This is a genomic window from Deinococcus aestuarii (assembly GCF_018863415.1).
Classification (GTDB): Bacteria; Deinococcota; Deinococci; order Deinococcales; family Deinococcaceae; genus Deinococcus; species Deinococcus aestuarii.
On the sequence record NZ_JAHKSN010000017.1, the window covers coordinates 45,717 to 70,000 of the forward strand.

A 24,284-nucleotide genomic window follows, 5' to 3' on the forward strand; every position below is an offset into this window, starting at 1 on the left:
GGAGGGAATTCATGAGCACCATCAACTTCGCGGCGCGAGAGATCAACTGCAAGATCGTCTATTACGGTCCCGGCATGTCGGGCAAGACCACCAACCTCAAGCACGTCTTCTCCAAGGTGCCCGGCCACCTGCGCGGCGAGATGGTGAGTCTTGCCACCGAGGACGAGCGCACCCTCTTCTTCGACTTCCTGCCGCTCGACCTCGGCTCGGTGCAGGGCTTCAAGACCCGCTTCCACCTCTACACCGTGCCCGGCCAGGTCTTCTACAACGCCAGCCGCAAGCTGATCCTGCGTGGGGTGGACGGTATCGTCTTCGTCGCCGACTCGGCCCCCAACCGGCTGCGCGCCAACGCCGAGAGCATGAGGAATCTGCGCGAGAACCTCGCCGAGCACGGCATCGACGTGCGCGAGGTGCCCATCGTCCTCCAGGTCAACAAGCGCGATGTCGAGGGGGCCCTGCCCACCGAGATGATCCGCGCCGTGATCGACCCCAGGAAGGAACTCACCCTCTTCGAGGCGACCGCCCACAACGGCGGCGGCGTGTTCGAGACCCTCAAGAGCGTGAGCCGTCTGGTGCTGGACCGGCTGGCGCAGAACAAATAGGCGAAGGGGGGGGACCTCCCCCTTGTCAGCTCGTCTCTATCGCCGCGTAAGCCTCGCCGAAGTTCAGCGCCTCCAGGTCCCGCTCGCGGATCAGGAAGTGCAGATACCCCGCGTCCCAGAAGGTGAGGTCGAGGGCCCGCACGGAGTCGAGGCGCAGGAGGTTGCGCCAGGTGTCGGCGCCCGTCATGTCGAGGGTGTCCCGCTTCCGGTCGTCGTACAGCCACGCCGGGTTCACGTCGCGGACCACAAAGGCGTCCTCCTCGGCGGGGTGGCCGATGCCGGTGACGTGGCCGAACAGTTGGCCCAGCTCCTCCCTGTGTCCGCCCTGTCCCGCGCGCAGCGACTCGCACAGGGCGTCGTAAGCCTCCTGTTCGTCTGTCGACAGGTTCTCGGTCAGCGCCTCGTAGGCGTGCGAGGTCCAGCGCGGCAGGTCGGATGCGAGTACGGTCACGAGGCCGTGCGGGGGCAGGTCGGCGTAGGTTTCGTTGGCAGGAGGCACGTCCGGCAGGGGACGGGGGCTCAACCCTTCATCGCCCGTGTAGAGCAGCAGGCGGTGCTCCACGTCGGAGGCGGGCTCGTCCAGCCCCAGGAAGACGTAGAGCATGCCCCGCTGCGGCAAAGGGTTTCCCGCGAAGTGAGGCACGTCCCGCAGGTTGAGTTGCAGGAGGAAGGTCAGGGCCTCGTCCTTTCCGTTCAGCGGCCAGTCGAGCGAGGCGGGGAGGTCGGGCAGCCCGCCGATGCGGCCCTCGCCTGTTCCGGGGTGCGGCTCGCCGAGGTAAAGCACAACCGCCGAGCGCACGGCGGCCAGGATGGCGTCCTCGATCTCGGTCAGGCCGTGGTGGCGGATCAGCCCTTGCAGGGAGGTCATGGCCCTCCAGCATGACACGGGGCCGGGAGCTGGCCCTTGCAGCCGCCCAAGGGGAAGGGAGGAAAGCCCGCGAGCCTTTCTCCCCGTGCCTTCGGCTGTTTTAGAACTTCCCGAAGCGGGTCAGCCGGAAGGGCGTCTCGGGCGTGCCGCCCATCAGCTTGTCGAGCTGCGCCTGGGTCACGACGAGATCGCCCCCGACGAGGGCGAGCGTGGCCGGGAAGCGCAGGCCCCTCAGCGGCTCCTCGGCGACGAGCTGGCCGCTGCCGTAGTCGGCGGCGAGGCTGACCTTGCTCACCACCTGGTCCTTGTTGCGCGCGACGTACAGGGTGCGGCCATCGAGCAGCAGGCCGTCACCGTTCATCAGGCCGCCCATGACCTTCCGAACCGCCTTGGTCCTCAGGTCGATGCGCCACAGGTCGCCGGTGTTGAGCTGCATGGCGAGGAGGTAACGCCCGTCCGGCGTGGCGGCGATGCCGTTGAGGTTGATGCCGGGGCCGTACTTGATCGGCGTGTTCGCCAGGTCGAGCCAGGCCGTGAGGTTGAGGTCGCGGTCCACCCGGAAGATGACGGGGCGGGTGGAGTCGGTGACGTACACGTTCCCGTCGGGGGCGGGGGTCAGGTCGTTGACGTAGGGATTGGGGCTCGCGGGTGTCTCCAGCACCTTGAGGGTCATCCCGGCGGGGCTGAGGATGCTCACCGTGCCCTGGGCGCCGCCCGCGATCCACAGGCGGCCCTGGGAGTCCACCTTGAGTCCCAGCGCGGCCTGACGCCCGAGCGCCCCGCCCTCCTGGAACTTGCTCACCGCGCCGCTCGCCGCGTCGACCGCGTAGATCGTGCCGTTCACGGCGCTGCCGGTGTAGAGCACGCCCTTCTTCGGGTCGTAGGCCACGCCCTCGGGGAAGTCCTGGGCGCCGGGCAGCGTGTAGTCGCGCGTGGTCAGGCCGTCGCGCGCGATGATCCCGCAGCGCTGGCGTCCGCCGCTCATCCCCGCCGGGTCGCTCTTGTAGTCGTCGGGGTTGGCGTGGATGATCAGCGTTCGGTTCAGCACGCCGTTCATCCCCGTCAGGCTCACCTTGTCGGTCATGAAGGTGGCACGCCCCGTCCCGTCCGACCCCACGTTGAGCATGGGCACGTCGCCGCCGTGGCCGTACTTGTTGGGGGCCTGCGGGTCGTCGTGGTTGCGGCTCATGCCGGGGTCGAAGTGCCCGCCCGCCGCGCCGAAGGGAACGACCGTGTTCGTGGCGGGGTCCACGCCGGGCGCGCAGCGCCCGTACTCGTGGACGTGCATCCCGTGTTGCCCCGGCGTCAGGCCGCGCGCCTCGACCGTGACCTGCACGCCCATGCCGGTCTGCCGGAAGGTCGCGGTGCCCTGGGTCTGCCCCGCCGGGTCGCGCAGGGTGGCGGTCGCGGACAGGGGCGTGCTCGCGGGGGCCATGCTCATGGGCTGGGCGCCCCCCGCCGAGGCGAGGCCGAGCGCGAGCACCCCCAGGACCGTCAGGTGTCTCATCACTGGCCCCCCACGTAGCGCACGCGGTACAAGACGCCGCTCTGGTCGTCGGTGAACAACAGGCTGCCGTCGGTGTAGGTGGCGACGCCCGCCACGCGCCCGAACTGCTTCCACTGCCCGTTTTCCTCGTACACGAAGCCCGTCACGAAGGGGGTGATGGTGCTGGGCTTGTTGTCGGTGCCGAAGTCCACCCGGGCGATCTCGTAGCCGCTGGGCTCGGAGCGGTTCCACGAGCCGCGGTAGGCGACGAAGGCGTCGTTACGGTACTCGGCGGGAAAGGAGGCGCCGGTGTAGAACATCATCCCGATGGCCGCCGCGTGCGCGGTGTAGGTCAGGAGAGAGCCCTGGGTGAGGTCGCAGTACTCCTGCTTGGTGATCTTGCCCGGAATCTGCGAGGAGTTCGTGTACGGGTCGGGCTGACGGTCCCCGTAGCAGAAGGGCCAGCCGTAGTTGCGCCCGCGCACGATGACGTTCACCTCCTCGGGCGGGAGGTTGTCGCCGTGCCAGTCCATCCCCTGATCCATCCCGTAAAAGGTCTTCGTCACCGGGTGCCACCCGAAACCGATGGTGTGGCGCAGTCCCCGGGCGTACACCTCGCGCCACTGCCCGTCGGGGCGGATGCGCAGGATGGTCGCCTCCTCGGGATTCTGGGTCGGGGCGTCGTTGTTCGTCGAGCCGAAGGAGGCGTAGAGGTAGCCGTCGGGGCCCCACTTCAACCCGCGCGCGGGGTGCTGCCCGGCGTCGGGGAAGCCGTCGGCGAAGACGCGCGGCACGCTCAGCGTCCCGTCTTTCGCCATGTCCATCACCCAGATCGTCTTCTCGCCGACCGCGTAGAGCTTGCCACCCCTCACGTCGAGCCCGTGGACGAGCTTGAGGTTTTGCGCGACCTGCTTGCGCTCACCCGCGTCGAACAGGCCGTCTTTGTTGACATCCTTCAGGTAGTAGATGTCGTTTTGCCCGCGCCGGGTCAGGTAGAGGCCGCCGTCGGGCATGACGTGCATCATCCGGGCGTTGCCGAGCCCCGTCGCCATCACCTTGATCTCGAAGCCCGCCGGGACCTTCAGCCGCGCGAGCTTGTCGGGGGTGAACTCCAGCGCGGTGGGCTCGTTGCGGGTGACGGTGGCGCTCACGGGCGGCTCGGGGGCGGGCACCGGGCGGGGGGTGGGCAGGGTGGTCTGCTGGGGGCCGGGGCCGGTCGGGGGGGCCGAACCCTGGGCCAGGGCGGTGGGCAGAACGCCGAGGGTCGCCGTCAGCGCGGCGAGCAGGGGCTTTCTCATGGTTGTTCCTCCGAAGCTCAACATCTCACCCTGCTCCGGAGAGCAATCTCAGTGCAGCACACCTTCTGAGACGAACTTCAGGGCGAGATCAAGAGGCCCCGCCGCCCGCCCGGGGCGGAACCTCCGGGCCCTTCCTTCCCGCCGGGCGCCGCCCCAGCCACCAGCGGGTCGCGGCCACGAGGGCGACGAGAGCCGAGAGCAGGCCCAGCCCCCACGCCATCCGCTGCGCCGAGCCGCTGAGCCACACCACGAGCCCGGTGACCGGCAGCGCCCCGGCGGCGGTGGCGAGCAGGAAGGGCCGCAGGCCCATGCGCGCCGCCCCCGCCACGAGGTTCATCACGTCGGCCGAGAGAATCGGCATCAGCCGCACGAGCAGCACCCCCTGCACCCCGTGGCGCTCGGCGAAGGCGTGGGCCGCGTTGCGCGCCCGCTCGCCCGCCAGCGTCCGCACCAGCGTGTCCCCCACCGCCCGCCCCAGCCCGTACCCGGCGGCGGCGCCCAGCAGCGTGCCGAGGTAGACGATGACAAAGCCCTCGACCGGGCCGTACGCGCGGGCCGTCACGGCGGTCATCACCAGCGCGGGGAGGACCGGCACTACCGCCTGAAGCACGAAGCCCAGGATCAGCGCGAAGGGGCCCGCCCACCCCAGCCCGTCCACGAAGGTGCGCGTGACGGTGGGGTCGCTCGACGTGAGGGCGGTGTACCCCCGCGCCAGGAAGCCCCGCACCTCCGGTGCCAGCCCGGTCCCGACGAGCAGCGCGAGCGTTGCGCCCAGGACCAGCCAGCGCACGGGTCGGAGGTGGCGGCGGGGGGCGGGGGTCACGGGCGCAGTCTAGAAAAAGGCGCGTGAGAAGGCCTTTCTGATGGGGCCAAGAACCAGGATAGTGTTGCGTCCCGCTACACTGCCCCCGATGCGTCCCGACCTGCTCGACCGCGTGCTGTCGCTGCTCCCTGCCCGGGGGGGGCGACCGGAACTGCAACTGCTCTGCGACATGCTGCGCGACTACCCCCAGCGCGGCGGCAAGGGCATCCGCTCGGACCTGCTGCTCGCGGGCGCCCGCGCGCACGGGATCGGGCCGGACTCGGAGCGCTGGGAGGGGGCGCTATGGCTCGCCGCCGCCCTGGAGCTGTTCCAGAACTGGGTCCTGATCCACGACGACATCGAGGACGACTCGGAGGAGCGCCGGGGCAGGCCCGCGCTGCACCGCCTGTACGGGGTGCCGCTGGCGATCAACGCCGGAGACGCCCTGCACGCCTACATGTGGGCGGCGGTATGGCGCTCGGGCGTGCCGGGCGGCATGGAAGAGTTTCTCGCCATGATCCACCGCACCGCCGAGGGCCAGCACCTCGACCTCGCCTGGGTGGAGCACCGCGAGTGGACCCTGCGTGAGGCCGACTACCTGGAGATGGTGCGCCTCAAAACCGCACACTACACGGTCGTCGTGCCGCTGCGGCTCGGGGCGCTCTCGGCGGGAGCCCGGCCCCAGGGCGCCTTCACCCCGGCGGGCCTCGCGCTCGGCGCCGCCTTCCAGATTCGAGACGACGTGCTCAACCTCGCGGGCGACCCCCTCAAGTACGGCAAGGAGATCGGCGGCGACCTGCTGGAAGGAAAAAGGACCCTGATCGTGCTGCACTGGCTCGCCGGGGCACCCGAGGAGCAAAAGGCCGTTTTTCTGGAGCAGATGCGCCGCAACCGCCCCGACAAGGACCCGGAGGCCGTCGCCGACATCCACCGCTGGTTGCTGGAGAGCGGAAGCGTCCGCTACGCCCAGGATTACGCGGACGCCCAGGCGCGCGAGGGGCTGGAGTTGCTCGCGCAGGCGTTGAGAAGCGCTCCGGATCAGGAGGCCGCGCGCGAGTTGCTGGACGGCGTGCGGGAGCTGGCGACGCGGGAGGCGTGAGGGGATGGGGGGCGTTCCCTGATCCTCGCCCTCGACGTGGGCTACTCGCCGACCGCAGCCAGGGCGGCGGGCATTCTGTTCAGGGAGTGGGCCGAGACGAACACCCGAAGAAGGTCCTCACCGCCTCCCTCGATTCCACGGAGAAGGACCTTCCCGGCCAGTTCTACCGGCTGGAACGGCCCGCCTTGCCCGAACCGCACGTCATCGTGATCGACGGGGACGTGTGGCGGGGGCCGAACAGAGGCCCGGCCTCGGGAGGCACCTGTGAGAGGCGCCGGAGGGGCGGGTCCCGGTCCTCGGGGTCGCCAAGTCGAGGTTCCAGGGGACACCGGGCTTCTCCGTGGGACGAGCAGGGGCCCCCTGCTCGTCACCTCCGTCGGCCTCCCGCTGGAGGAAGCGAAGAGGGACATCGCAAGCCTGGCGGGCGCGCACCGCCTCCCCACGCTGCTCAAGGATGTGGACAGGCTCAGCCGCTCGGGCTGACCCCCCGGCCTACTCCACCAGCCCTAGCGCGGCGTCCGCGAAGCGCCCGAACGCCGCGTTCAGCTCCCGCAGCGCCCCGGGCCGCACCACCCCCCACTCGGCGTAGTACAGCGCCACGTTGACCTCGATGCCGAAGGCGGGAATGCCCGTGCGCGCCTGATGGTTGCGGCTGAGGGTGTCCGTCGTCCAGGGGTCGCCCACCGCCACCCGGGCGAACTCGCCCGTCAACACGGGGGCGAAGGCCTCTGCGCAGGCGGCTTGCAGGGCGTCCCAGCGGTCGCGGGGGAAGGTCGGCTCGGCCTCCGTCCCCAGCATCAGCGTGAGCGCGGGGCGGGGCGTCCCCGTGTCCGGTCCCAGCTTCGGGCCGTGTGAGGCCATCGAGTGCCCGACGATCATCAGCCGCGCGCCCTCCAACTCCGCGTTCACCAGCGCGTCGAAGGCGTCCCAGATGCGCCGCAGCCGCGCCTCGCGCTTCCCCTGCGTGAGGGTGAAGCCCTCCGGGTAGAGGGGGCGGCGGTCAAAGTCCATCAGCTTCACCACGCCGTTGTCGTCCGTATCGAGGCGGTCGCGGTTGAGGTCCACGGCGAAACGGCTCCAGGGCGCCTGGAGATACCGCGCGCCGGGAATGGCGTAGATCAGGTCGGTGTACGGGTCCCCCTCCAGAAACACGCGCCGCAGGAAGGCCGCCCGCTTCTCCTCGTCGAACACGTCCTCCCCCAGCATGTCGCGCAGCACGTCGGCGGGAAGCGCCCCGGACGGGTGCGGGGTGAGGACGAGGAGGCGGTCACGGCCTTGGGCAGAGGTCATGCGGCCAAGGATAGAACGCGGGCCTTCGCCCACCCACCTCCCCAACTGCGTCCCCGGCACCCCGCCCCCTTCCCCCCTCGCCTAGAATGCGTGGTGTGCACCTCGCCTCCCTCTCCACCCTCAACTACCGGAACCTCGCGCCGGGCACGCTGAGCTTTCCGGCGGGCGTGACGGGTGTGTTCGGCGAGAACGGGGCGGGCAAGACGAACCTGCTGGAGGCTGCCTACCTCGCCCTGACCGGCCTGACGGACGTGACGCGGCTCGAACAACTCGTGCAGTCGGGCGAGCGCGAGGCGTATGTGCGCGCCGACGTGCAGCAGGGCGGCAGCCTGAGCATTCAGGAGGTCGGGCTGGGGCGCGGGCGCCGTCAGCTCAAGGTGGACGGGGTGCGGGTGAGGACGGGCGACCTGCCGCGCGGGAGTGCCGTGTGGATCAGGCCCGAGGACAGCGAACTCGTCTTCGGTCCCCCGGCGAACCGCCGCGCCTATCTCGACGCGCTGCTCTCGCGGGTCAGCGCCCGCTATGCCGGTCAACTCGCCCGCTACGAGCGCACGGTGACCCAGCGCAACGCCGCCCTCAAGGCCGGGGAGGACTGGTCCCTGCACGTGTGGGACGACGTGCTCGTGAGGCTCGGCACCGAGATCATGCTCGTGCGCCGCCGCGCCCTGACCCGGCTGGACGAACTCGCCCGGGAGGCGAACGCGGCGTTGGGCAGCCGCAAGACCCTGACCCTGACCCTGACCGAATCGACCACGCCCGAAACCTACGCGGGGGACCTCGCCGCCCGCCGCTCCGAGGAGTTCGCGCGGGGCGCCACCGTGACGGGCCCCCACCGCGACGACCTGACGCTGACGCTGGGCGACTTTCCCGCCAGCGAGTACGCCTCCCGGGGCGAGGGCCGCACGGTCGCGCTCGCGCTGCGGCGGGCCGAACTCGAACTGCTCTCCGAACGCTTCGGGGAAAAGCCGGTGCTCCTCATCGACGATTTCACGGCGGAACTCGACCCCGGGCGGCGGGCCTTCCTCCTCGACCTCGCCGCGAGCGTGCCGCAGGCCATCGTGACGGGGACCGAGCGCGTGCCCGGCACCGCCCAGACCCTGCGGGCGCACGCGGGCCGCTTCACCCCCGACGGGGAAGAAGGGGCCCCGGTCGAGGCTGACCCCGCCGACCTCGACCCGGTGGAGGCGGGGGCGTGAAGGGGCCGCGCCGCCTGGGGGACACCCGCAGCCTCGGCGACCTGATGGGCGCGACGCTGGGCAGCGCCCGCCTGACGAAGGGGATCGGCAAGGCGCGGGCCATCCTGGCGTGGCCGCAGGCGGTCGGCCCCGAGATCGCCCGGATGACCCGGCCCCGCTCGCAGCAGGGGGGCACCCTCTTCGTGGAGGTGCGCGACAGCGCGACCGCCCACCACCTCACCCTCCAGCGCCACCACTTCCTGAAAAGCCTCAACGCCCTGCTCGGGAGCGACGCCGTGAGTGAGATTCGCTTCACGGTGGGCACCGTCCGCACCGCCGCGCCCACGCCCCGCGTCCCCCCGCTGCCCGCCCCCGACCGCGCCCGGGCCCGCTCCCTCGTGAGGAACGTGGAGGGCGACCTGAGGGACGTGGCGCTCAGGGCCGCCGAGGCGATCACCCGGGCCCGCAAGTGGCGCGAGGAACAGGGCTGGCGCCCCTGCCCGGTGTGCGGCGAGGCGAGCCGTGAGCAGCCCTGCCGCGCCTGCGCCCTCACCCTGGAGGACCCCAATGTCAGGCGGGCGGCCCGGTCGCTGACCCGCGCGCCCGAACGGCTGCCCCTGCTGACCCCGCTGCTCGGCGACAGCGGGATGAACGCCGCCCGCTTCCTGGCGCTGGAGCTGCTCGAAGACCAGCTCGACCTCCTCGCGCTGGAGTGCGTGCGGGGTGGGGGAGAGGACGGTTACCGCGCCTTCCTGGGCCAGCAGGCGGACGTGTACCTGGCCTTGACCCACCGCAAGCCCCGCAGCGCGATCAAGAAGGCCGACTGGGCAGCCTTGCCCGAGCGGGTGCGGCAGGTGCTGGGGGCGGGGCGGTAGGACTCGGACGACACGCTCTCCCCAAAGGGAAGACCCCACCTCGACACGGAGGCGGGGTCCTTGCCTTCGGCGCGTCTACGCCTTGCCCAGCAGCTTCATCCGTAACTCGTTCCCGTCACCCTCCAGCCACTCCGTCACCGTGAAGCGGAAGCGGGCGCCGTCGTGCATCTCCAGCACGCATTCGGTGCCCTCGCCCACCCCCGGGGTCACCTCGTCCAGGGAGACGCGCATCATCCCGCGCCCCCCCTCCAGCGCCTCGATGCGGCCCGGCACGGCGGCGGAGCCGAAGTGGGCCGTCACGGTATTGAACTCTCGCATGGGTTCGGCGCGCGTCACGTCAGGCGTCGCCCATCATCAGGCCCTCGATGGTGTGGCCCTGCATGATGGGTTCGAGATCGTCCACCACCCGGCAGATCAGGTGGTCTTTCACCGCCTGCGGCAGACGGTCGTAGTAGCCCCGCGTGAACTGGAGGTCGTGCCACTCGTCGTGGCCCGCGCCGGGAGCGTCCACCCCCAGCACGAGCACCGGGCGCGGCTTGTCGCTGGTGTTCGCCGTGCCGCGGTGGATCGTGAGGGCCGAGCGCACCGAGATGTCGCCCGCCCTGGGGTATTTGCGCTGCGCGAGGGCGTGGTAGCGGGGGTACAGCGAGACGGGCGGGAACATGCCGTGGTCGTACTCGCCGGGCTCGTCCCACTGGGTGCCCGGCGCGATCTCGAAGGGGCCCATGTCCTCCTCGACGTCCACGGCGGTCAGGTTGAAGGCGAGCGAATTCAGGCGGCGGTCCACCAGCGTCTCGGGGGTCGCGCGGAAGTCGCGGTGCCACGGCTGGTCCCTCGCGCCGGGATTGGGCACGTCGAAGCCGATCTCCACGATCTTGTAGTTCGGCCCCAGCACGCACTCGCACACCGTCCGCACCCAGGGGTGGGTCACGAGGTCGAGGAAACCGCTGATGTCCTCGGGGTGAATCTCGACGTAGTGGCGGTTCGTGCCGCGTCCCACCGCGCCGCCGGGCCGGGCGAGGGCCTGCCGGTACAGCTCGGTCAGCTCGTCGTTCATCCGCGCCACCCACTCGCGGGGGAACGCCCCCTTGAGCCCCAGGATGCCGTCGCCGTACAGGGCGGCCATGATCGCGGGCACGCTGTACTGCGGGTCGGCGTAGGGCGTGGCGTTGATCGGCACCTGATTGTCGGTGGACGGCGCCGGAGCGTCGGCGCTCATGCTCATGGACGGGGCAGGCTTGGTGTTATCCGTGGCGGTCATGGGGGTCCTCCTGGCGAGGGCGGAAAAGAGGAGTCGTCGGCAGCCGGGAAGCAAAGGGAGTGTCTGTGCCGCTAGTGTGCGCCTTTCCGGGTGGGCAGAAATGAAACCGTCCGCACGCGCAGGACTTACCCTCCGCCGCTGGCCTTGCGCCGCGTGAGCTGGTTTTGCAGCACGACCACGAGGAGCAGGAAGGCGCCGCGGATCACTGACTGCCAGTAGGCGCTGAGGCTGATCGTGCCGCGCCCGTTCTCGAAGTTGAGGATGTTGAAGATGATGCCGAGCAGCAGCACACCCACGAGCGTCGAGCCGATGGACCCGCTCCCCCCCGTCAGGAGCGTTCCGCCCACCACGACGGCGGCGATGGCGGTGAGTTCCCACCCCAGCCCCTCGGTGGGCTGCCCGGCCCCGAACTGCGAGGCGAGGATGACGCCCGCCAGCCCCGCCAGCGCCCCCGACAGGACGTAGACCCACACCAGCGTCCGCTCGACCGGCAGGCCCATCAGCCGCGCGGCCTCCTCGTTCCCGCCGACCGCGAGCACGTGCCGCCCGAAGCGGGTGGAGCGCAGCACGACCGCCCCGATTGCGAAGGCGACGAAGAGCAGGACCGCGGTGAAGGGCACGCCCCCGATGTTCCCCTGCCCGAAGGTCGTGAAACCGCTCTCCGAACTGACCGAGACCGACTGGTTCCCGGCGAAGAGCAGCGCGAGCCCCCGCGCCGCGAGCAGCATGGCGAGCGTGGCGACGAAGGGCAGAATCTTGAGGTACGCGACGACCACGCCGTTGATCAGCCCGAGTAAGGTGGCGGCAGCGACCGCCCCGAGCAGCGCGGGCCACAGCCCAAAGGGACTGAGCAGCGCGGCGATCACGCTGGCGAAGGCGGCCACACTGCCCACGCTGAGGTCGATGCCCCCCGTCATGATCACAAAGGCCATCCCCAGCGCGACGAGCCCGAACATAGAGTTGTACCCGAGGACCGAGAAGACGTTGTACGTGGACAAGAAGCCCTCGTAGCGCAGCGAGCCGAACAGCACGAGCAGGGCCAAGGCGACGAGGACGCCGTACCGCTGGAGCAGTTGCCCCGCGCGCACACGCGAGGATTCACGCCGGGTCGGTTGTGGAGTGATGGCGGACAGGGGGAGCCTCCTTCTGCGGTCTGCGAGGCTTCAAAGAGCCACACGGATGCCTTGAATCTTTTCCTTTATGGGGGAGGCCGGGACTCGTAGAGCTGCGCAGCAGAGGGGGTAAGCGGGCCGGGCGCCCCAGGAAAACGGGAGTTCAACCTCCCGCGATCCTCCCTACCGCCGCTGCCGCTGGATATACACCGCGACGAGGATAATCGCCGCCTTCACCACCAGCGCCACGGCGTCGGGCACTCCACGCGCGAGCAGGGTGTAGCGGATGAGCTGGATGATCAGGGCGCCGAGCAGCGTTCCCAGGATGGTCGCCCGCCCGCCCGTCAGCGCCGTCCCGCCCACCGCGACGGCGGCGATGGCGTCAAGTTCCATGTTCAGCCCGACCTGATTGGCGTCCGACGACGAGTTGATGGCGATGACGATCAGCCCGGCCAGCCCCGCGAGCAGCCCGCTGATCCCGTACACGGCGAGCTTGACTCGGTTGGTGGGAATGCCCGCCAGCCGCGCGGCGGCCTCGTTCCCGCCCACCGCGAGGACGTGCCGCCCGAAGACGGTGCGGCTCATCACCCACGCGAAGAGGGCAACCACCGCGAGCATCAGGATGACCTGGAAGGGAATGCCGAGGGGCCGCCCCAGCCCGATGTACCCGAAGGTGGAGTTGGAAAAGGTCTGAAGCTGCCCGTTCGTCATCACCTGCGCGATGCCCCGCCCCGCGATGAAGAGGATCAAGGTGGCGATGAACGGCTGGATGCCGAAGCGGGTCACGAGCGAGCCGTTGAACAGCCCGAACAGCCCCGCCACGAGCACCGGCACGGTGAAGGCGAGCCCGAGGCCGAGCGCGGCGTTCCCGAAAGGCGGGTTGAGGAACAGCATGGGCGCAATCGCCCCGCTGATCGCCATGAGGGCCCCCACCGACAGGTCGATCCCGCCCGTGGCGATCACCAGCGTCATCCCGACCGCGACGATCACGACGGTCGCCACCTGGGTCAGATTGACGTTGAGGGTCTGGGCGGTCAGGAAGTTCGGCGTGAAGAGCGCGTTGAAGAGGAAGAGCAGGACGAGGGCGACGAGCGGCCCGAGGAGGGGCGTGGTGGAGCGTCTGCGGCGGGCGTTCGGCGGCAGGGCGGCGGGCGGCGCGGTCGTTCCTTCGGGCCGGGTCATGAGATGCCTCCCGTCGGGGCCGTCTCACCGGGCGCGGTGTCCCCGTGCGCCATCGCGGTCATGATCGCGTCCTGGGTGAGTCCCTGACGCGGCAATTCCGCCACGCTGCGACCGTCGCGCATCACGACCACGCGGTCGGCGCCCTCCGCCAGCTCTTCGAGTTCGCTGGAGATCATCAGCACCCCCAGCCCCTCGCGGGCGAGTTCGCTCAGCAGCGCCTGAATCTCCCCTTTGGCCCCCACATCAATGCCGCGGGTGGGCTCGTCGAGAATCAGGAGCTTTGGGTTCATACACAGCCAGCGGGCGAGCAGAACCTTCTGCTGGTTGCCGCCCGACAGCTCCCGGATCTTCTGCTCCGGCCCCGCCGTCTTGATTCCCAGACGCGCGATGAAGCGGTCCACGACCTCCGCCTGCCGCTTGGGATCGACGACGCCGTGGCGCGACAGGTGCGGCAGCAGCGCCAGCGTCAGGTTCTCGCGCACCGAGAGGTCGGGGATGATGCCCTCGGTCTTGCGATCCTCCGAGCAGAAGCCCAGCCCGGCGCGGATTGCGTCACGCGGGGAGTGGAAACTGGCTTTCCGGCCCGAGACGCGCACCTCGCCGCCCTCCAGCTCGTCGGCCCCGAACACGGCGCGGGCCGTTTCCGTGCGCCCGGAGCCCAGCAGGCCCGCCAGCCCCACGATCTCGCCCGCCCGCACGTCGAGGTCGGCGTCGCGGAGCATCGCGCCGGTTCGCAGGTCGCGGGCTTCGAGCAGCACGTCGCCCCGGGCCCCGCCGCCGCGCGAGAAGGCCGTCTCGCCCTCCCGGCGCAGCTCGCCGACCTCCTTGCCGAGCATCCGGGCGACGAGTTCGAGCTTGCCGATCTCCCCTATGGGCCGCTCGTCCACCGTGCGCCCGTCGCGCATGATGGTCACGCGGTCGCACACGGCGTACAGCTCGTCGAGGCGGTGGGAGACGAAGATGACCGAGACGCCCTGCGCCTTGAGCTGCCGGATGACGCCGAAGAGGGTCTCCACCTCGCGATCGTCGAGCGAGGAGGTGGGCTCGTCCATGATGACGAGCTGGCTTTTGAAGGAGACGGCGCGGGCGATGGCGACCATCTGCTGCACGGCGACGCTGAAGTCCATCAGCGGACGGGTCACGTCCACCCGGACCTCGAAGCGTTCGAGGAGTTCGCGCGCCTCGGCGTTCATCCGCCGCCAGTCGAGGAAGATTCCGCGCCGCAGCTCGCGCCCCAGGAAGATGTTCTCGGTGACCGAGCGGAAGCCGACGAGGTTGACCTCCTGGTAGATCGTGCTGATGCCGCCGCGCTGGGCTGCCTGTGGGGAGGTGAACTCGACCTCGCGCCCGCCGAAGGTGACCGTGCCGCCGTCCTTGCGGTAGGCCCCGGTCAGAATCTTGATGAGGGTGGATTTCCCGGCGCCGTTCTGGCCGATCAGGGCGTGGACCTCGCCGCGTCCGACCGTCAGGCGGGCTTCTTGCAGGGCGGGCACGCCGGAAAAACTCTTGTCGATGCCCCTCATAGCGAGGAGGGGGTGCTGTTGTTCCACGGTGGCCTTCTCTGAAATGGCGGCCACGGCTGGTCGCCCTGAATGAAGGGAAGGGGCTCGCCTCCTGAGCCCATGCACAGACGTTTCGCCTGAGGCTCAGCATGACAGGTGAGGTGACCCGAAAGCCGGAAAAGGGTGCCGCGAGCCGGGCACCCTTGGGGGAAGGTGAACCTAGTAGGCCGAGGCGAGGCCAGCCTTGGCGGTCTCGGCGGTGTAGTCGCGGTCGGGGTTGATGATCTTGGCGGGGATCTTCTTGCCCGCCGCGTAGTCCTTGAGGGTGGCGAAGGCCTTGGGGCCGAAGCGCGGGTTGCACTCCACGACGTAGTTGACCTTGCCGTCCACGACGAGCTGCAAGATCTCCTTGCCGCCGTCGATGGACATGATCATCACGTCCTTGCCCGGCTTCTTGCCCGCCGCCTCCAGCGCGGCGATGGCGCCAATCGCCATCTCGTCGTTGTGGGCGTACACCACGTTCACGTCGGGGTGCGCCTGAAGCAGCGTCTCCATGACCTGACGGCCCTTGTCGCGGGCGAAGTCGCCCGTCTGGGACGCCAGAATCCGCATGTTCGCGTTGCCCTTGATCGCGTCCTCGAAGCCCTTGCGGCGGTCGTTGGCGGGCGAGGAACCCGTCGTGCCCAGAAGCTGGATGATCCGCGCCTGGCCCTTCATGTTCCCCGCGAGCCACTGCCCGACGCGCTGGCCCTCCTGAATGAAGTCGCTGCCGATAAAGGTCACGTAATCGACCCCGGCCTTGGCGAGGCTCTGGTCCACGTTGCGGTCGAGCAAGATCACGGGAATTCCGGCGGCCCGCGCCTTTTTCACGGCGGCGGCGAGCGGTTTTTCCTCGCGCGGGGCCAGGAAGATCGCGTCCACCCGCTGCGCGATCATGGAGTCCACGTCGGCGACCTGCTTGGCCGCCGAGCCCGCCGCGTCGGTGTAGACCAGCCGGTAGCCGAGTTTCTTGGCCTCGTCCTGCATGCTCTTCGTCTGGGCGATCCGCCAGGGATTGTTGCTCTCGGTCTGCGCGAAGCCCACCTTGTAGGTCGCCTTCTGCGCGAGCTTCGGGAGCCCCTGCGCGACGGCGAACACGGTGAGGCCGGTGGCGCCCACGGCGGCGAGCGCCAGGGTCAGGGTGCGGGGGAATGGTTGCATAGGCACTTCCTTGTGTCTCTCACGGCGAGACCGGCCGCAGAACCGAAAGGACCGACGGGAGAACGCCAGAACAAACGACGAGACGGCTCACGCCCCGCCCGAACCTTGAATTGAGGTGATTCCATTTAAGCATCCCGCCAAGCGAAGATGTCAAGACACCTTCACCCGGGCGCCTTGACATCTGAAGGCCGCTGTGAGTAGGGGAGAGACCAGGACTCGGGGGGCGGGCGCACCCCGGCCTCCCGCCCCTATCGCCAGCGCTCCAGCGCCGCGTCGAGCTGCTCGGGGGTGAAGGGGGGCCGCCCTTCGTCCCGGACGTTTCCCTCCGGACTGCTGCCGACCGCATGCCACGCCACGCGGTCGGGAGAGCCGGGTGCTCCGGCCCGTCCGCCCTGCCCGGGCGGGCCGTCCGTGTCGGTGCCGGGGCGGGCGTCGCCGGGGCCGGGGGTGGGCCGTTGGTCGTTGACCTTCATAACGCCTCCTGTGACGGGGGAGGAGCGGCCGGTCCCGGTGGCCTCCGCCTCCCGGGGGGCCCCGCCCGCGCCGCACGGTGGTGACGGGCACACGACACCACGCGGCGCGTGACCTCGGCGTGACTTCCGGTGACGCCCTCGCCGCGTTGACCTGCCGGAAGGCCCGCTCTAGGGTGAAGGCCGCCCCTTCGCCTCAAGTCACCCCCACGCCAGGAGGCGCCATGCCGCGAACCCCCGCTCCTCGTCCCCAACCCGCCGAGGCCCCGTGCGAGCCCTGATGTTCGAGGCGCCGTGGCAGATGCCGCTGCGCGAGGTGGACTCTCCCCGCCCCGCCCCCGGTGAGGTGCTCGTGCGGGTGCGCGCGGCGGGCGTGTGCGGCTCGGACGTGCACGGCTTCACGGGCTCGACCGGGCGGCGCTCCCCCGGCGTCATCATGGGCCACGAGTTCTGCGGCACCGTCGAGGCAACCGGAGAGGGGGTGTCCGGGTACGGCCCCGGCGACCGCGTGGTCGTCCAGCCCATCGTCTCCGACGGGACGTGCCCGCAGTGCCGCGCCGGACGCCCGAACCTCTGCCTGAACCGCCGCGGCATCGGCTGGTCGGTGAACGGGGGCTACGCCGAGTTCGTCAGCGTGCCCCAGGGAAACGTCCTCCCCCTCCCCGCCGAGGTCGGCTGGCACGAGGGCGCCCTCGCCGAACCGCTCGCGGTGGCCCTGCATGCGGCGAACCTCACCCCGCTGGCGGTGGGGGACACGGTGGCGGTCCTGGGGGCGGGGCCGGTCGGGCTCCTCACGGTCCTCGCCCTGAAGTTGCGGGGGGCGGGCCGGGTCATCGTGAGCGACCTCAGCCCCCACCGCCTGGACCTCGCGCGGCGGCTCGGGGCGGACGGGGTGATCCACGCGACGGACACGGACCCGGTGGAGGAGGTGCGCCGCCTCACGGGCGGGCTCGGCGCCGACGCCGTGCTGGAGGTCGTGGGCGTCACGGCGACCGTGCGGCAGTCGGTGCAGATGGCCCGGAACGGGGGACACGTGACGTGGGTCGGCAACTCCGCCCCCACCGTCGAGGTCCCCATGCAGGAGGTCGTGACGCGGGAGGTCACGGTGCGCGGGGCCTACGCCTTCGTGGACGAGTTCGCGCGGGCGGTGGAGTTGCTGCGCTCGGGGCGGGTGGACGTGACGCCCCTGATCGAGCGGGTGGCGGGACTAGAGGACGGCCCTGAACTCATCCACGACCTCGCGCGGGGAAGTCTCGACGCGGTGAAGGTGGTGCTCGAACCCTGAGCGCGTCCCTGGGCTTTTTGATCGTCGGGCCGGGCAAGGTCGCGCACACGCACGCGGGGGCCCTGGCGGAGCTGCCCGGAGCCCGACTCGCCGCCGTCTGCGGGCGGAATGCCGAACGCACTGCCGCCTTCGCCGCCCGGTACGGGGCGCGGCCCTTCGCCGACCTGGGAGAAGCGGTGTGTGAGCCGGACGTTCACGCCGTCATCCTCTGCACGCCCCACCCCCTGCACGCGGACGCCGCCGTCCAGGCCGCGCGGGCGGGCAAGCACGTCTTCGTCGAGAAACCGCTTGCCCTGACCGTCGCGGACGCCGACCGGATGATCGCGGCGGCGCGGGACTCGGGCGTGAGGCTCGGCGTGGTCAGCCAGCGCCGCCTGTACGAGCCGGTCCAGCGGGTGAAGCGGGCGATTGAAGAGGGCAAGGTCGGTCGCCCCGTCCTCGGCACCCTCAGCCTGCTGGGGTGGCGCGGCCCCGAGTATTACGCGATGGACGCCTGGCGCGGCACCTGGGCGGGGGAGGGCGGCGGCGTCCTCGTCAATCAGGCGGTGCATCAGCTCGACCTGCTCCAGTGGTTCATGGGCCCCGTCCAGGAGGTGTCGGGCGCCTGGGCCAACCTCAACCACCCCGGGATCGAGGTGGAGGACACGGCGGTCGCCACCCTGCACTTCGCGGGCGGGGCGCTGGGCAGCGTCGTGGTGAGCAACGGCCAGAATCCGGGGCTGTGGGGCCGCGTCCACGTCCACGGCGCAAGCGGCGCGACGGTCGGTGTGCAGACGGACGGCGGCTCGTCCTTCGTGGCGGGGGTGACGGCGGCGGTCGAGCCCCCGGTCAACGACGTGTGGACGGTGCCCGGTGAGACCGACCTCCTCCCTACCTGGCAGGCTGAGGACCGCGAACGCGCCGCCCGTCTCGACCCGATGACGCACTACCACCGCCTGCAACTGGAGGACTTCGTGGACGCCGTGCAGGGGAACCGCGAGCCGCTCGTCTCCGGCGAGGAGGGCCGCAAGACCGTCGAGCTGATCGAGGCGATCTACCGGGCGGGCCGCATCCGGAGCGTGGTCCGGCTGCCGCTGGAGGGCTGAGGCGGGTCAGCAGGGCGGCGGGGTGAACGCCTCGTGCGCCGCCGTCGGGCCGAGTCCGGCGACCACGCCCCCGCCCGAGACGAAGATGCGGTCCCTCAACGCCACCGCTCCCATGCCGTGCCTCGCCTGGGGCATGGGGGGGAGGGCGGTCCAGGCCCCGCTGCGCGCGTCGTACCGCTCGACCTCGCCGAACATGCCGTCCGGGCGGGGGCTCCCCTCCCCGCCGAGGACGTAGAGGCACCGCCCCACGCCCACCACCGCGTGCCCGCTGCGCCCGGTGGGCAGGGGGGCGGCGCGTGTCCAGCGCCCGGAGGCCGGGTCATAGACCTCGTGTGCGGTGAGCCGGAAGTCGCGCCCGTCCGTGCGTCCGCCGACCGCGTGCAGCCGCCCGCCCAGCACCGCCACGCCGAGGTGGTCGCGCCGGGTCGGCATGGGCGGGAGGACCGTCCACCTGTTCCGCCCCGGGTCGTACACGGCGAGGTCCCCGACGCTCGGCCCACGCTGGCCGCCCACCGCGTAAATCCGGCCCCCGATCACCGCCGCCGAGAGCCCGCCCCGACGACTCGGCAGGGGCGCCACGAGCCGCCAGCCCCTCCCGGGCTCGTACACCTGCACGGCGTCCGTCGCCCCCTCCAGACCGGGGCCGACGTGACCGCCCAACACGTAGAGCCTGCCGCCCAGCCCCACCGCCGCCGGGTGATTCACGGGCACCGGCAGGGGGGGAAGGGCCGCCCAGGTGTTCGCGTCCGGGTCGTAGGCGTCGGCGCGGGGGGTGGTGCGGCCATCAGCCAGGAAGCCTCCGACGACGTACACCCGGCCGTTCAGGGGAGCGGCGCCGACCTCCTGGCGGGCCTGGGGCAGGGGTGAGAGGGACGCCCAGGGCGGCGGGGGGACGGCGAGGGTGAGCCCACAGGAGAGGAGGGCGGCGAGCAGGACCCGGGGCAGGAGGCGGTCAGGCATGGGGTCTCCTCGGGGGGAAGGGGGGATAGCCGACCTCCCCAGGGTAAAGGGTGTCGTCACTTCAGTCTTTTCCCAGACTCGGGGCCTAGAGTGAACAGACCCTCTCTCGTTTCACTCCCCCAGGAGGCTGGCGTGACCGTTTCAAAGAGCCGGGTTCGGGCATTTTCTCCTCCTCGTCGTCCCAGGGCGGGACGAACATGAAGGGACTGATGGTGGCCCTCGTCGTGGGGGCCCTCGGAGGCGGCTTCGTGGCCGGGCGACTGACGGCCCCCGCCCCCTCTCCCTCGCTGGCCGGGGCGGGCCTCACCCTGCGGCCCCTGCCCGTGCAGGCGCAGAACGACCCCCGCGAGGTCATCCCGCTCGTGCCCGGCCCCGGCGACGAACCCGGGCAGGGCCAGGGCCAGCAGCCGGGGCCGCAGCAACCCGGGCAAGGACAGGGCCAGGGGCAGGAGCAGTGTGTCCTCCTCTTCAAGGACGGTCAGATGTACCGCCTGCAACCCGGCCCCGGCCAGCCAGGGCCCGGACAGGGGCAGGGCCAGCAACCCGGGCAGCAGCCCGGCGGTGAGGGGCGGGGCAACGGGCCCGGCGGCGACAACGAACTCTTCCCGCTGGAGCCCTTCGACTCGCCCTCGCCCTCCACGCCGCCCTTTATCCCCGACATCCCGACCCTTCCCGACCTGAACCGGAGGACCTGATGACGGCTCCCGCACCCCTCACGCCCCTGTCGCCCCAGGCGGTCACGAACGCCGCCGCCCGGCTCAGAACGCTCCTCTTCGAGGTCAAAAAGGTCATCGTCGGCCAGGACCTCCTGCTCGAACGCCTGCTCGTCGCCCTGCTCGCGCGCGGGCACGTTCTGGTGGAGGGGGTGCCGGGCCTCGCCAAGACGCTGGCGATCAAGACGACCGCCGACGCCATCGGCGCCTCGTTCCGCCGCATCCAGTTCACGCCCGACCTCGTGCCCGCCGACCTGATCGGCACCCGCATCTACAACCAGAAGACGGGCGCCTTCGAGGTCGAACTCGGGCCCGTCTTCGCCAACCTGATCCTGGCCGACGAGATCAACCGCGCGCCCGCCAAGATTCAGTCCGCCCTGCTGGAGGCCATGCAGGAGCGGCAGGTCACCATCGGCACCCAGACCTTCCCCCTCCCCGACCCCTTCCTGGTGCTGGCGACCCAGAACCCCATCGAGTCGGAGGGCACCTACTTCCTGCCGGAGGCGCAGGTGGACCGCTTCATGTTCAAGGTGGTCGTGGGCTACCCCGGCTTCCACGAGGAGATGACGGTGGTGGAGCGGGTGTCGGGGTCCTTCGCGCCGGTGGGGACCCAGCTCTCCGCCGACGAGCTGCGCGAGTTGCAGCGGATGGCCGACCTCGTGTACGTCCACCCGGCGGTGACCGAGTACGCGGTGACGCTGGCCCGCGCTACCCGCGACCCGGCGGCGGTGCGGCTCCCCGAACTGGGGCGGGCGGTCGCCTACGGGGCGAGTCCCCGCGCGAGCGTGAACCTGATCCTGGGCGCCAAGGCCCTCGCCATCGTGCGCGGGCGCGAGTACGCCCTGCCGGAGGACGTGCGCGACCTCGCGCCGGAGGTCTTGCGCCACCGCGTCATGCTCTCGTACGAGGGGCTGGCCGAGGAGATCAAGCTCGAGGAGATGGTCGGGAAGCTCATCGCCGCCGTGCCGCTGCCGCGCGTCCACCTCGGGGACCCGACCGGCGCCTCCCCCCCGGCCGTGACGGGCAATGGCCCTGCTTAGCCTCCGGCGGCGCCGGGGGGTGGCGAGTCCGCCGCCCGTCCACACCCGCGCCGCGTCCCGCCCGCCGCTGGAACCGCCCGCCCAGCTTCTGCGGCGGCTGGAATTCCGGGTGGTGCGGCGGCTCGACGGCTTCCTCTTCGGCGACTACCGGGGCCTCTTCTACGGCCCCAGCCTCGACCTCGCCGAGGTGCGCGAGTACCAGCCCGGCGACGAGGTTCGCCGCATCGACTGGAACGTCACCGCGCGCAGCGGGCGGCTGCACGTCCGCCAGTACCGCGAGGAACGCGAGCTGACCGCGTGGCTGATCGTGGACACCTCGCCCTCGATGAACTTCGGCACCCGGCGGGTCCTCAAGCGCGAGCTGGCGCGCGAGTTCGCGGGGGTGGCGTCCCTGGTGATCACCCGCCACGGGGACAAGATCGGGGCGATCACCTTCGGGGCGAGTTCGGGGATGGCCCCGCCGCGTGGGGGGCGGGCGCAGGCCCTCGCGGTGATGAACCTGCTGTCGCGGGGAACCCCGGACGCTGCGCCCGGCTCCGCCACCGACCTCGCCACGGCCCTGACGGCGGTGGAGCGGACGTTGCGGCGGCGGGCCCTGGTGTTCGTGGTGTCGGACTTCCTGGAGACGGCCCAGCGGGGCGCGGGGGGCTGGGCGGGGGCGCTCGGGCGGCTGGCCCAGCGGCACGACGTGGTGGCGGTGCGGGTCTCGGACCCTGCCGAGCGGCAGCTCCCCGACGTGGGCGGCCTGCGGATGCGCGACCCGGAGACGGGGGAGGAGCTGTGGCTCGACACCTCCGACCCGGGGGTGCGCGCGGCCCACGCCCGGCTGGTCGGTGAGCGCGACCAGGCGCTCAAACGGACGCTGCAATCGGCGCAGGTGGACCTCCTCGACCTGGGCACCGAGCGTGACCCGGTGGGGCCGCTGCTGCGCTTCGCGGCGGTGAGAAGGGGGCGGCGGACATGACCTTCGGCTTTCCCGGCCTGCTCTGGCTGCTGCTCCTCGTGCCGCTGGCGGTGTGGCTCTTCTCGGCGGCGGCGCGGCGGCGCCAGGGCCGGGCCCGCGCCTACGCCGACCCGCACCTGCTGGGCACGGTGCTGCGGGGCGGGAAGCGCACCCGGGCGCTGATCCCGCTGGGGCTGCAACTCGGAGCCCTCACCTTGCTGCTGTTCGGGGCGGCGCAGCCCGTCGCCCGGCCCACCCTGCCGGTGAACAAGGCGTCGGTGATGATCGCGCTCGACGCCTCGCGCTCGATGCTCGCCGACGACGTGCAGCCCTCGCGGCTGGAGGCGGGGCGCACGGTGGCGCGGCAGTTCCTCGAACTCGCCCCCGCCTCCACCCAGATCGGCCTGATGACCTTTTCCGACAACGCCTCGGTCCTGGTGCCCCCCACCACCGACCGCCAGGAGGTGCTGGACGCCCTGAACCGGGTCAAGCCCGCCCAGGCGACCTCCTTCGCGGGGGCGCTCGTGAGCGGGGTGCGCGCCCTGCCGGGCCGCGAGAAGGCGGTGCCGCCCCGCGAGCTGGTGGAGGTGCCGGGGCAGGCCCAGGCCAACCCCAACGGCACGTCGGCGCCCACCCCGGTCGATCCCCAGACGCTGCCCCCCGGCGCGATCCTGCTGCTCTCGGACGGCATCTCGAACCGGGGGGCGAATCCCCAGATCGCGGCGCGTTTCGCCTCCGACCACAGGGTCAAACTGTATGCGGTCGCGCTCGGCACCGAGGGGGGCGCGGTGAGCCGGGTGGAGGGACAGCTCGTGTTCGTGCCGTTCGACACCCGCGAACTCAGCCGCCTGACACAGCTCACGGGGGGACAATTCCTCTTCCCGGTCGACCCCGAGCGGCTGCGCGGGCTCTACCGCGACCTCGGCTCGGCGGTGCGCTGGGAGCCCACGGAGCTGGGGCTCGGCGGGCCGCTCGCGGGGGTGGCCGCCCTGCTCCTGGTGATCGGCGGCGGGCTGGCGCTCGCGTGGCAGCGGAGGGTGCCGTGACGCGGGTGCCCCCCCACATTCGGCCCAAGGAGGTTCTCGCATGAGTTTCATCTGGCCCTGGGCCCTGGCCGCGCTGGTGCTCTTGCCCCTGTTCGTGTGGCTCTACCTGCGCGGGCTGGGGCGGCCCGCCCAGACGGCGGCGCTGCACCCCGACCTGCGGCTGCTCGCCCAGGCGCGGGGGCGGCCCCGGCCGCTGCGGCGCCACCTTCCGGCCGCGCTGTACCTGGGGGCGCTGACCCTGGCGCTCGTGGCGCTGGCCCGGCCCACGGCGCCCGTGCCGCTGCCCGACGACCGCACGGCGATCATGCTGACGATGGACGTGTCGCGCTCGATGGAGGCCGAGGACATCAAGCCCAGCCGCTTCGCCGCCGCGCAGGAGGCGGCGCGCAGCTTCGTGGGGTCGCTGCCCCCGGGGGTGCGGGTGGGGCTGGCCTCGTTCGCGGGGTACGCGGTGCTCAACACGCCGCCCACCACCCGCCACGAGCAGGTGCTGACCGCCGTCGACGGGCTGGGGATGGCCCGCCGCACCGCCATCGGCGACGGGCTGCTGGAGTCGCTGCGGGCCCTGCCGGAACGCAGCGGGCAGGTCCAGGCCGAGACCCCCACGCCCCAGGACCTGCCCGCCGCGGCCATCGTGCTGCTCTCCGACGGGCGCAACAACAGCGGCTCGGACCCCCTGGAGGCGGCGGCCGAGGCCAAGCGGCTCGGCGTGAGGGTATACACCGTGGGCCTGGGCACCGAGAACGGCGACCCCGGCATGGGCGGCTGGGGCGGCTTCTGGGGAGGCTTCGACGCCGAGACCCTCAAGCAGATCGCCTCCACCACCGGCGGACGCTACTTCGAGGCCAGATCGGCGGGCGAACTCAACTCGATCTACCGCGACCTGGGCCGTTCCCTGGGCTGGAAGGTGCAGCCCAGCGAGGTCTCGGGCTTCGTCGCGGCCCTCGCGGGGCTGATGCTCCTGGGGAGCCTGGGGGTCTCGGAATTGCT

General features: G+C 71.4%; 24 protein-coding genes (1 of these 24 only partly in view). 11 read left to right on the plus strand and 13 right to left on the minus strand.

Going from position 1 to position 24,284, the window contains the following annotated elements; genetic code table 11:
- The first annotated feature begins 11 nt into the window (after positions 1-11).
- Positions 12-602 (plus strand): GTPase MglA, encoded by a 591-nt coding sequence (gene mglA / locus IC605_RS17600; protein ID WP_216327187.1) that lies wholly within the window; start codon positions 12-14, stop codon positions 600-602.
- 25 nt (positions 603-627) lie between these two features.
- On the opposite strand, the gene IC605_RS17605 is transcribed toward mglA, so the two are convergent.
- From IC605_RS17605 to IC605_RS17620, 4 genes are all read right to left on the minus strand, one after another.
- Positions 628-1,470: a DUF1963 domain-containing protein gene (locus IC605_RS17605; protein ID WP_216327190.1), complete on the minus strand. Its 843-nt coding sequence runs from the start codon at positions 1,468-1,470 to the stop codon at positions 628-630.
- Positions 1,471-1,570: 100 nt separating this feature from the next.
- Positions 1,571-2,977 carry a superoxide dismutase family protein gene (locus IC605_RS17610; RefSeq protein WP_216327192.1) on the minus strand — a complete coding sequence of 469 codons (1,407 nt, stop codon included), beginning with the start codon at positions 2,975-2,977 and terminating at the stop codon, positions 1,571-1,573.
- A complete protein-coding gene (locus IC605_RS17615) occupies positions 2,977-4,254 on the minus strand; it encodes a PQQ-dependent sugar dehydrogenase (RefSeq protein WP_216327195.1) in 1,278 nt (425 codons plus the stop codon). Before IC605_RS17615 ends, IC605_RS17610 begins: the two co-directional genes overlap by 1 nt.
- An 88-nt stretch (positions 4,255-4,342) precedes the next feature.
- Positions 4,343-5,077 (minus strand): TVP38/TMEM64 family protein, encoded by a 735-nt coding sequence (locus tag IC605_RS17620; RefSeq protein WP_216327198.1) that lies wholly within the window; start codon positions 5,075-5,077, stop codon positions 4,343-4,345.
- Positions 5,078-5,165: 88 nt separating this feature from the next.
- On the opposite strand from IC605_RS17620, the gene IC605_RS17625 reads away from it, so the two are divergent.
- Positions 5,166-6,155, plus strand: coding sequence for a polyprenyl synthetase family protein (locus tag IC605_RS17625; RefSeq protein WP_216327201.1), 990 nt, complete (start codon positions 5,166-5,168; stop codon positions 6,153-6,155).
- 492 nt (positions 6,156-6,647) lie between these two features.
- Here the strand turns inward: IC605_RS17625 and IC605_RS17630 are convergent, their stop codons facing one another.
- On the minus strand, positions 6,648-7,445 hold the full coding sequence (locus tag IC605_RS17630) for an N-formylglutamate amidohydrolase (RefSeq protein WP_216327203.1): 798 nt from the start codon (positions 7,443-7,445) through the stop codon (positions 6,648-6,650).
- Between the two features lie 86 nt (positions 7,446-7,531).
- On the opposite strand from IC605_RS17630, the gene recF reads away from it, so the two are divergent.
- Together recF and IC605_RS17640 are read left to right on the plus strand one after the other, a co-directional pair.
- Complete coding sequence (recF, locus tag IC605_RS17635; protein WP_216327206.1) at positions 7,532-8,641, plus strand: DNA replication/repair protein RecF; 1,110 nt, start codon at positions 7,532-7,534, stop codon at positions 8,639-8,641.
- Positions 8,638-9,495 (plus strand): DciA family protein, encoded by an 858-nt coding sequence (locus tag IC605_RS17640; RefSeq protein WP_343216655.1) that lies wholly within the window; start codon positions 8,638-8,640, stop codon positions 9,493-9,495. The genes recF and IC605_RS17640 overlap by 4 nt, the downstream gene beginning before the upstream one ends.
- Positions 9,496-9,570: 75 nt before the next feature.
- Here the strand turns inward: IC605_RS17640 and IC605_RS17645 are convergent, their stop codons facing one another.
- From IC605_RS17645 to IC605_RS17675, 7 genes are all read right to left on the minus strand, one after another.
- Positions 9,571-9,831, minus strand: coding sequence for a hypothetical protein (locus tag IC605_RS17645; protein ID WP_216327209.1), 261 nt, complete (start codon positions 9,829-9,831; stop codon positions 9,571-9,573).
- 1 nt (position 9,832) lies between these two features.
- Positions 9,833-10,756: a phytanoyl-CoA dioxygenase family protein gene (locus tag IC605_RS17650; RefSeq protein WP_216327212.1), complete on the minus strand. Its 924-nt coding sequence runs from the start codon at positions 10,754-10,756 to the stop codon at positions 9,833-9,835.
- A gap of 125 nt (positions 10,757-10,881) precedes the next feature.
- Positions 10,882-11,844: an ABC transporter permease gene (locus tag IC605_RS17655; protein WP_343216656.1), complete on the minus strand. Its 963-nt coding sequence runs from the start codon at positions 11,842-11,844 to the stop codon at positions 10,882-10,884.
- 207 nt (positions 11,845-12,051) lie between these two features.
- A complete protein-coding gene (locus tag IC605_RS17660; protein WP_216327215.1) occupies positions 12,052-13,050 on the minus strand; it encodes an ABC transporter permease in 999 nt (332 codons plus the stop codon).
- The gene (locus IC605_RS17665; protein WP_425514230.1) at positions 13,047-14,600 is read right to left on the minus strand and encodes a sugar ABC transporter ATP-binding protein; all 1,554 of its coding nucleotides are present in this window, start codon (positions 14,598-14,600) and stop codon (positions 13,047-13,049) included. The genes IC605_RS17660 and IC605_RS17665 overlap by 4 nt, the downstream gene beginning before the upstream one ends.
- 171 nt (positions 14,601-14,771) lie before the next feature.
- Positions 14,772-15,752 (minus strand): ABC transporter substrate-binding protein, encoded by a 981-nt coding sequence (locus tag IC605_RS17670; RefSeq protein WP_216327218.1) that lies wholly within the window; start codon positions 15,750-15,752, stop codon positions 14,772-14,774.
- Between the two features lie 248 nt (positions 15,753-16,000).
- A complete protein-coding gene (locus IC605_RS17675) occupies positions 16,001-16,225 on the minus strand; it encodes a hypothetical protein (protein ID WP_216327220.1) in 225 nt (74 codons plus the stop codon).
- Between the two features lie 265 nt (positions 16,226-16,490).
- On the opposite strand from IC605_RS17675, the gene IC605_RS17680 reads away from it, so the two are divergent.
- Both IC605_RS17680 and IC605_RS17685 read left to right on the plus strand, forming a co-directional pair.
- Entirely contained in the window at positions 16,491-17,507 is a 1,017-nt protein-coding gene (locus IC605_RS17680; protein WP_216327223.1) for a zinc-dependent alcohol dehydrogenase, read from the plus strand.
- A 17-nt stretch (positions 17,508-17,524) separates the two neighbouring features.
- Positions 17,525-18,592: a Gfo/Idh/MocA family protein gene (locus tag IC605_RS17685; protein ID WP_246580992.1), complete on the plus strand. Its 1,068-nt coding sequence runs from the start codon at positions 17,525-17,527 to the stop codon at positions 18,590-18,592.
- A gap of 6 nt (positions 18,593-18,598) precedes the next feature.
- On the opposite strand, the gene IC605_RS17690 is transcribed toward IC605_RS17685, so the two are convergent.
- The gene (locus tag IC605_RS17690; RefSeq protein ID WP_216327227.1) at positions 18,599-19,552 is read right to left on the minus strand and encodes a Kelch repeat-containing protein; all 954 of its coding nucleotides are present in this window, start codon (positions 19,550-19,552) and stop codon (positions 18,599-18,601) included.
- A 197-nt stretch (positions 19,553-19,749) separates the two neighbouring features.
- Between IC605_RS17690 and IC605_RS17695 the strand changes: the two genes are divergently transcribed.
- The 5 genes in view from IC605_RS17695 to IC605_RS17715 are tightly spaced (at most 40 nt apart) and all read left to right on the plus strand, a layout consistent with a single transcriptional unit that may run on beyond the window.
- Positions 19,750-20,247: a hypothetical protein gene (locus IC605_RS17695; RefSeq protein WP_216327229.1), complete on the plus strand. Its 498-nt coding sequence runs from the start codon at positions 19,750-19,752 to the stop codon at positions 20,245-20,247.
- On the plus strand, positions 20,247-21,305 hold the full coding sequence (locus IC605_RS17700; RefSeq protein WP_216327230.1) for an AAA family ATPase: 1,059 nt from the start codon (positions 20,247-20,249) through the stop codon (positions 21,303-21,305). The genes IC605_RS17695 and IC605_RS17700 overlap by 1 nt, the downstream gene beginning before the upstream one ends.
- The gene (locus IC605_RS17705) at positions 21,292-22,269 is read left to right on the plus strand and encodes a DUF58 domain-containing protein (RefSeq protein ID WP_216327231.1); all 978 of its coding nucleotides are present in this window, start codon (positions 21,292-21,294) and stop codon (positions 22,267-22,269) included. Before IC605_RS17700 ends, IC605_RS17705 begins: the two co-directional genes overlap by 14 nt.
- Positions 22,266-23,294: a VWA domain-containing protein gene (locus IC605_RS17710; RefSeq protein WP_216327232.1), complete on the plus strand. Its 1,029-nt coding sequence runs from the start codon at positions 22,266-22,268 to the stop codon at positions 23,292-23,294. The genes IC605_RS17705 and IC605_RS17710 overlap by 4 nt, the downstream gene beginning before the upstream one ends.
- 40 nt (positions 23,295-23,334) lie before the next feature.
- Positions 23,335-24,284, plus strand: partial view of a VWA domain-containing protein gene (locus tag IC605_RS17715; RefSeq protein WP_216327233.1) — the 5' portion only. 19 nt of this gene lie beyond the right edge of the window; only the first 950 of its 969 coding nucleotides appear in the window; the start codon lies at positions 23,335-23,337; its stop codon lies off the right edge, out of view.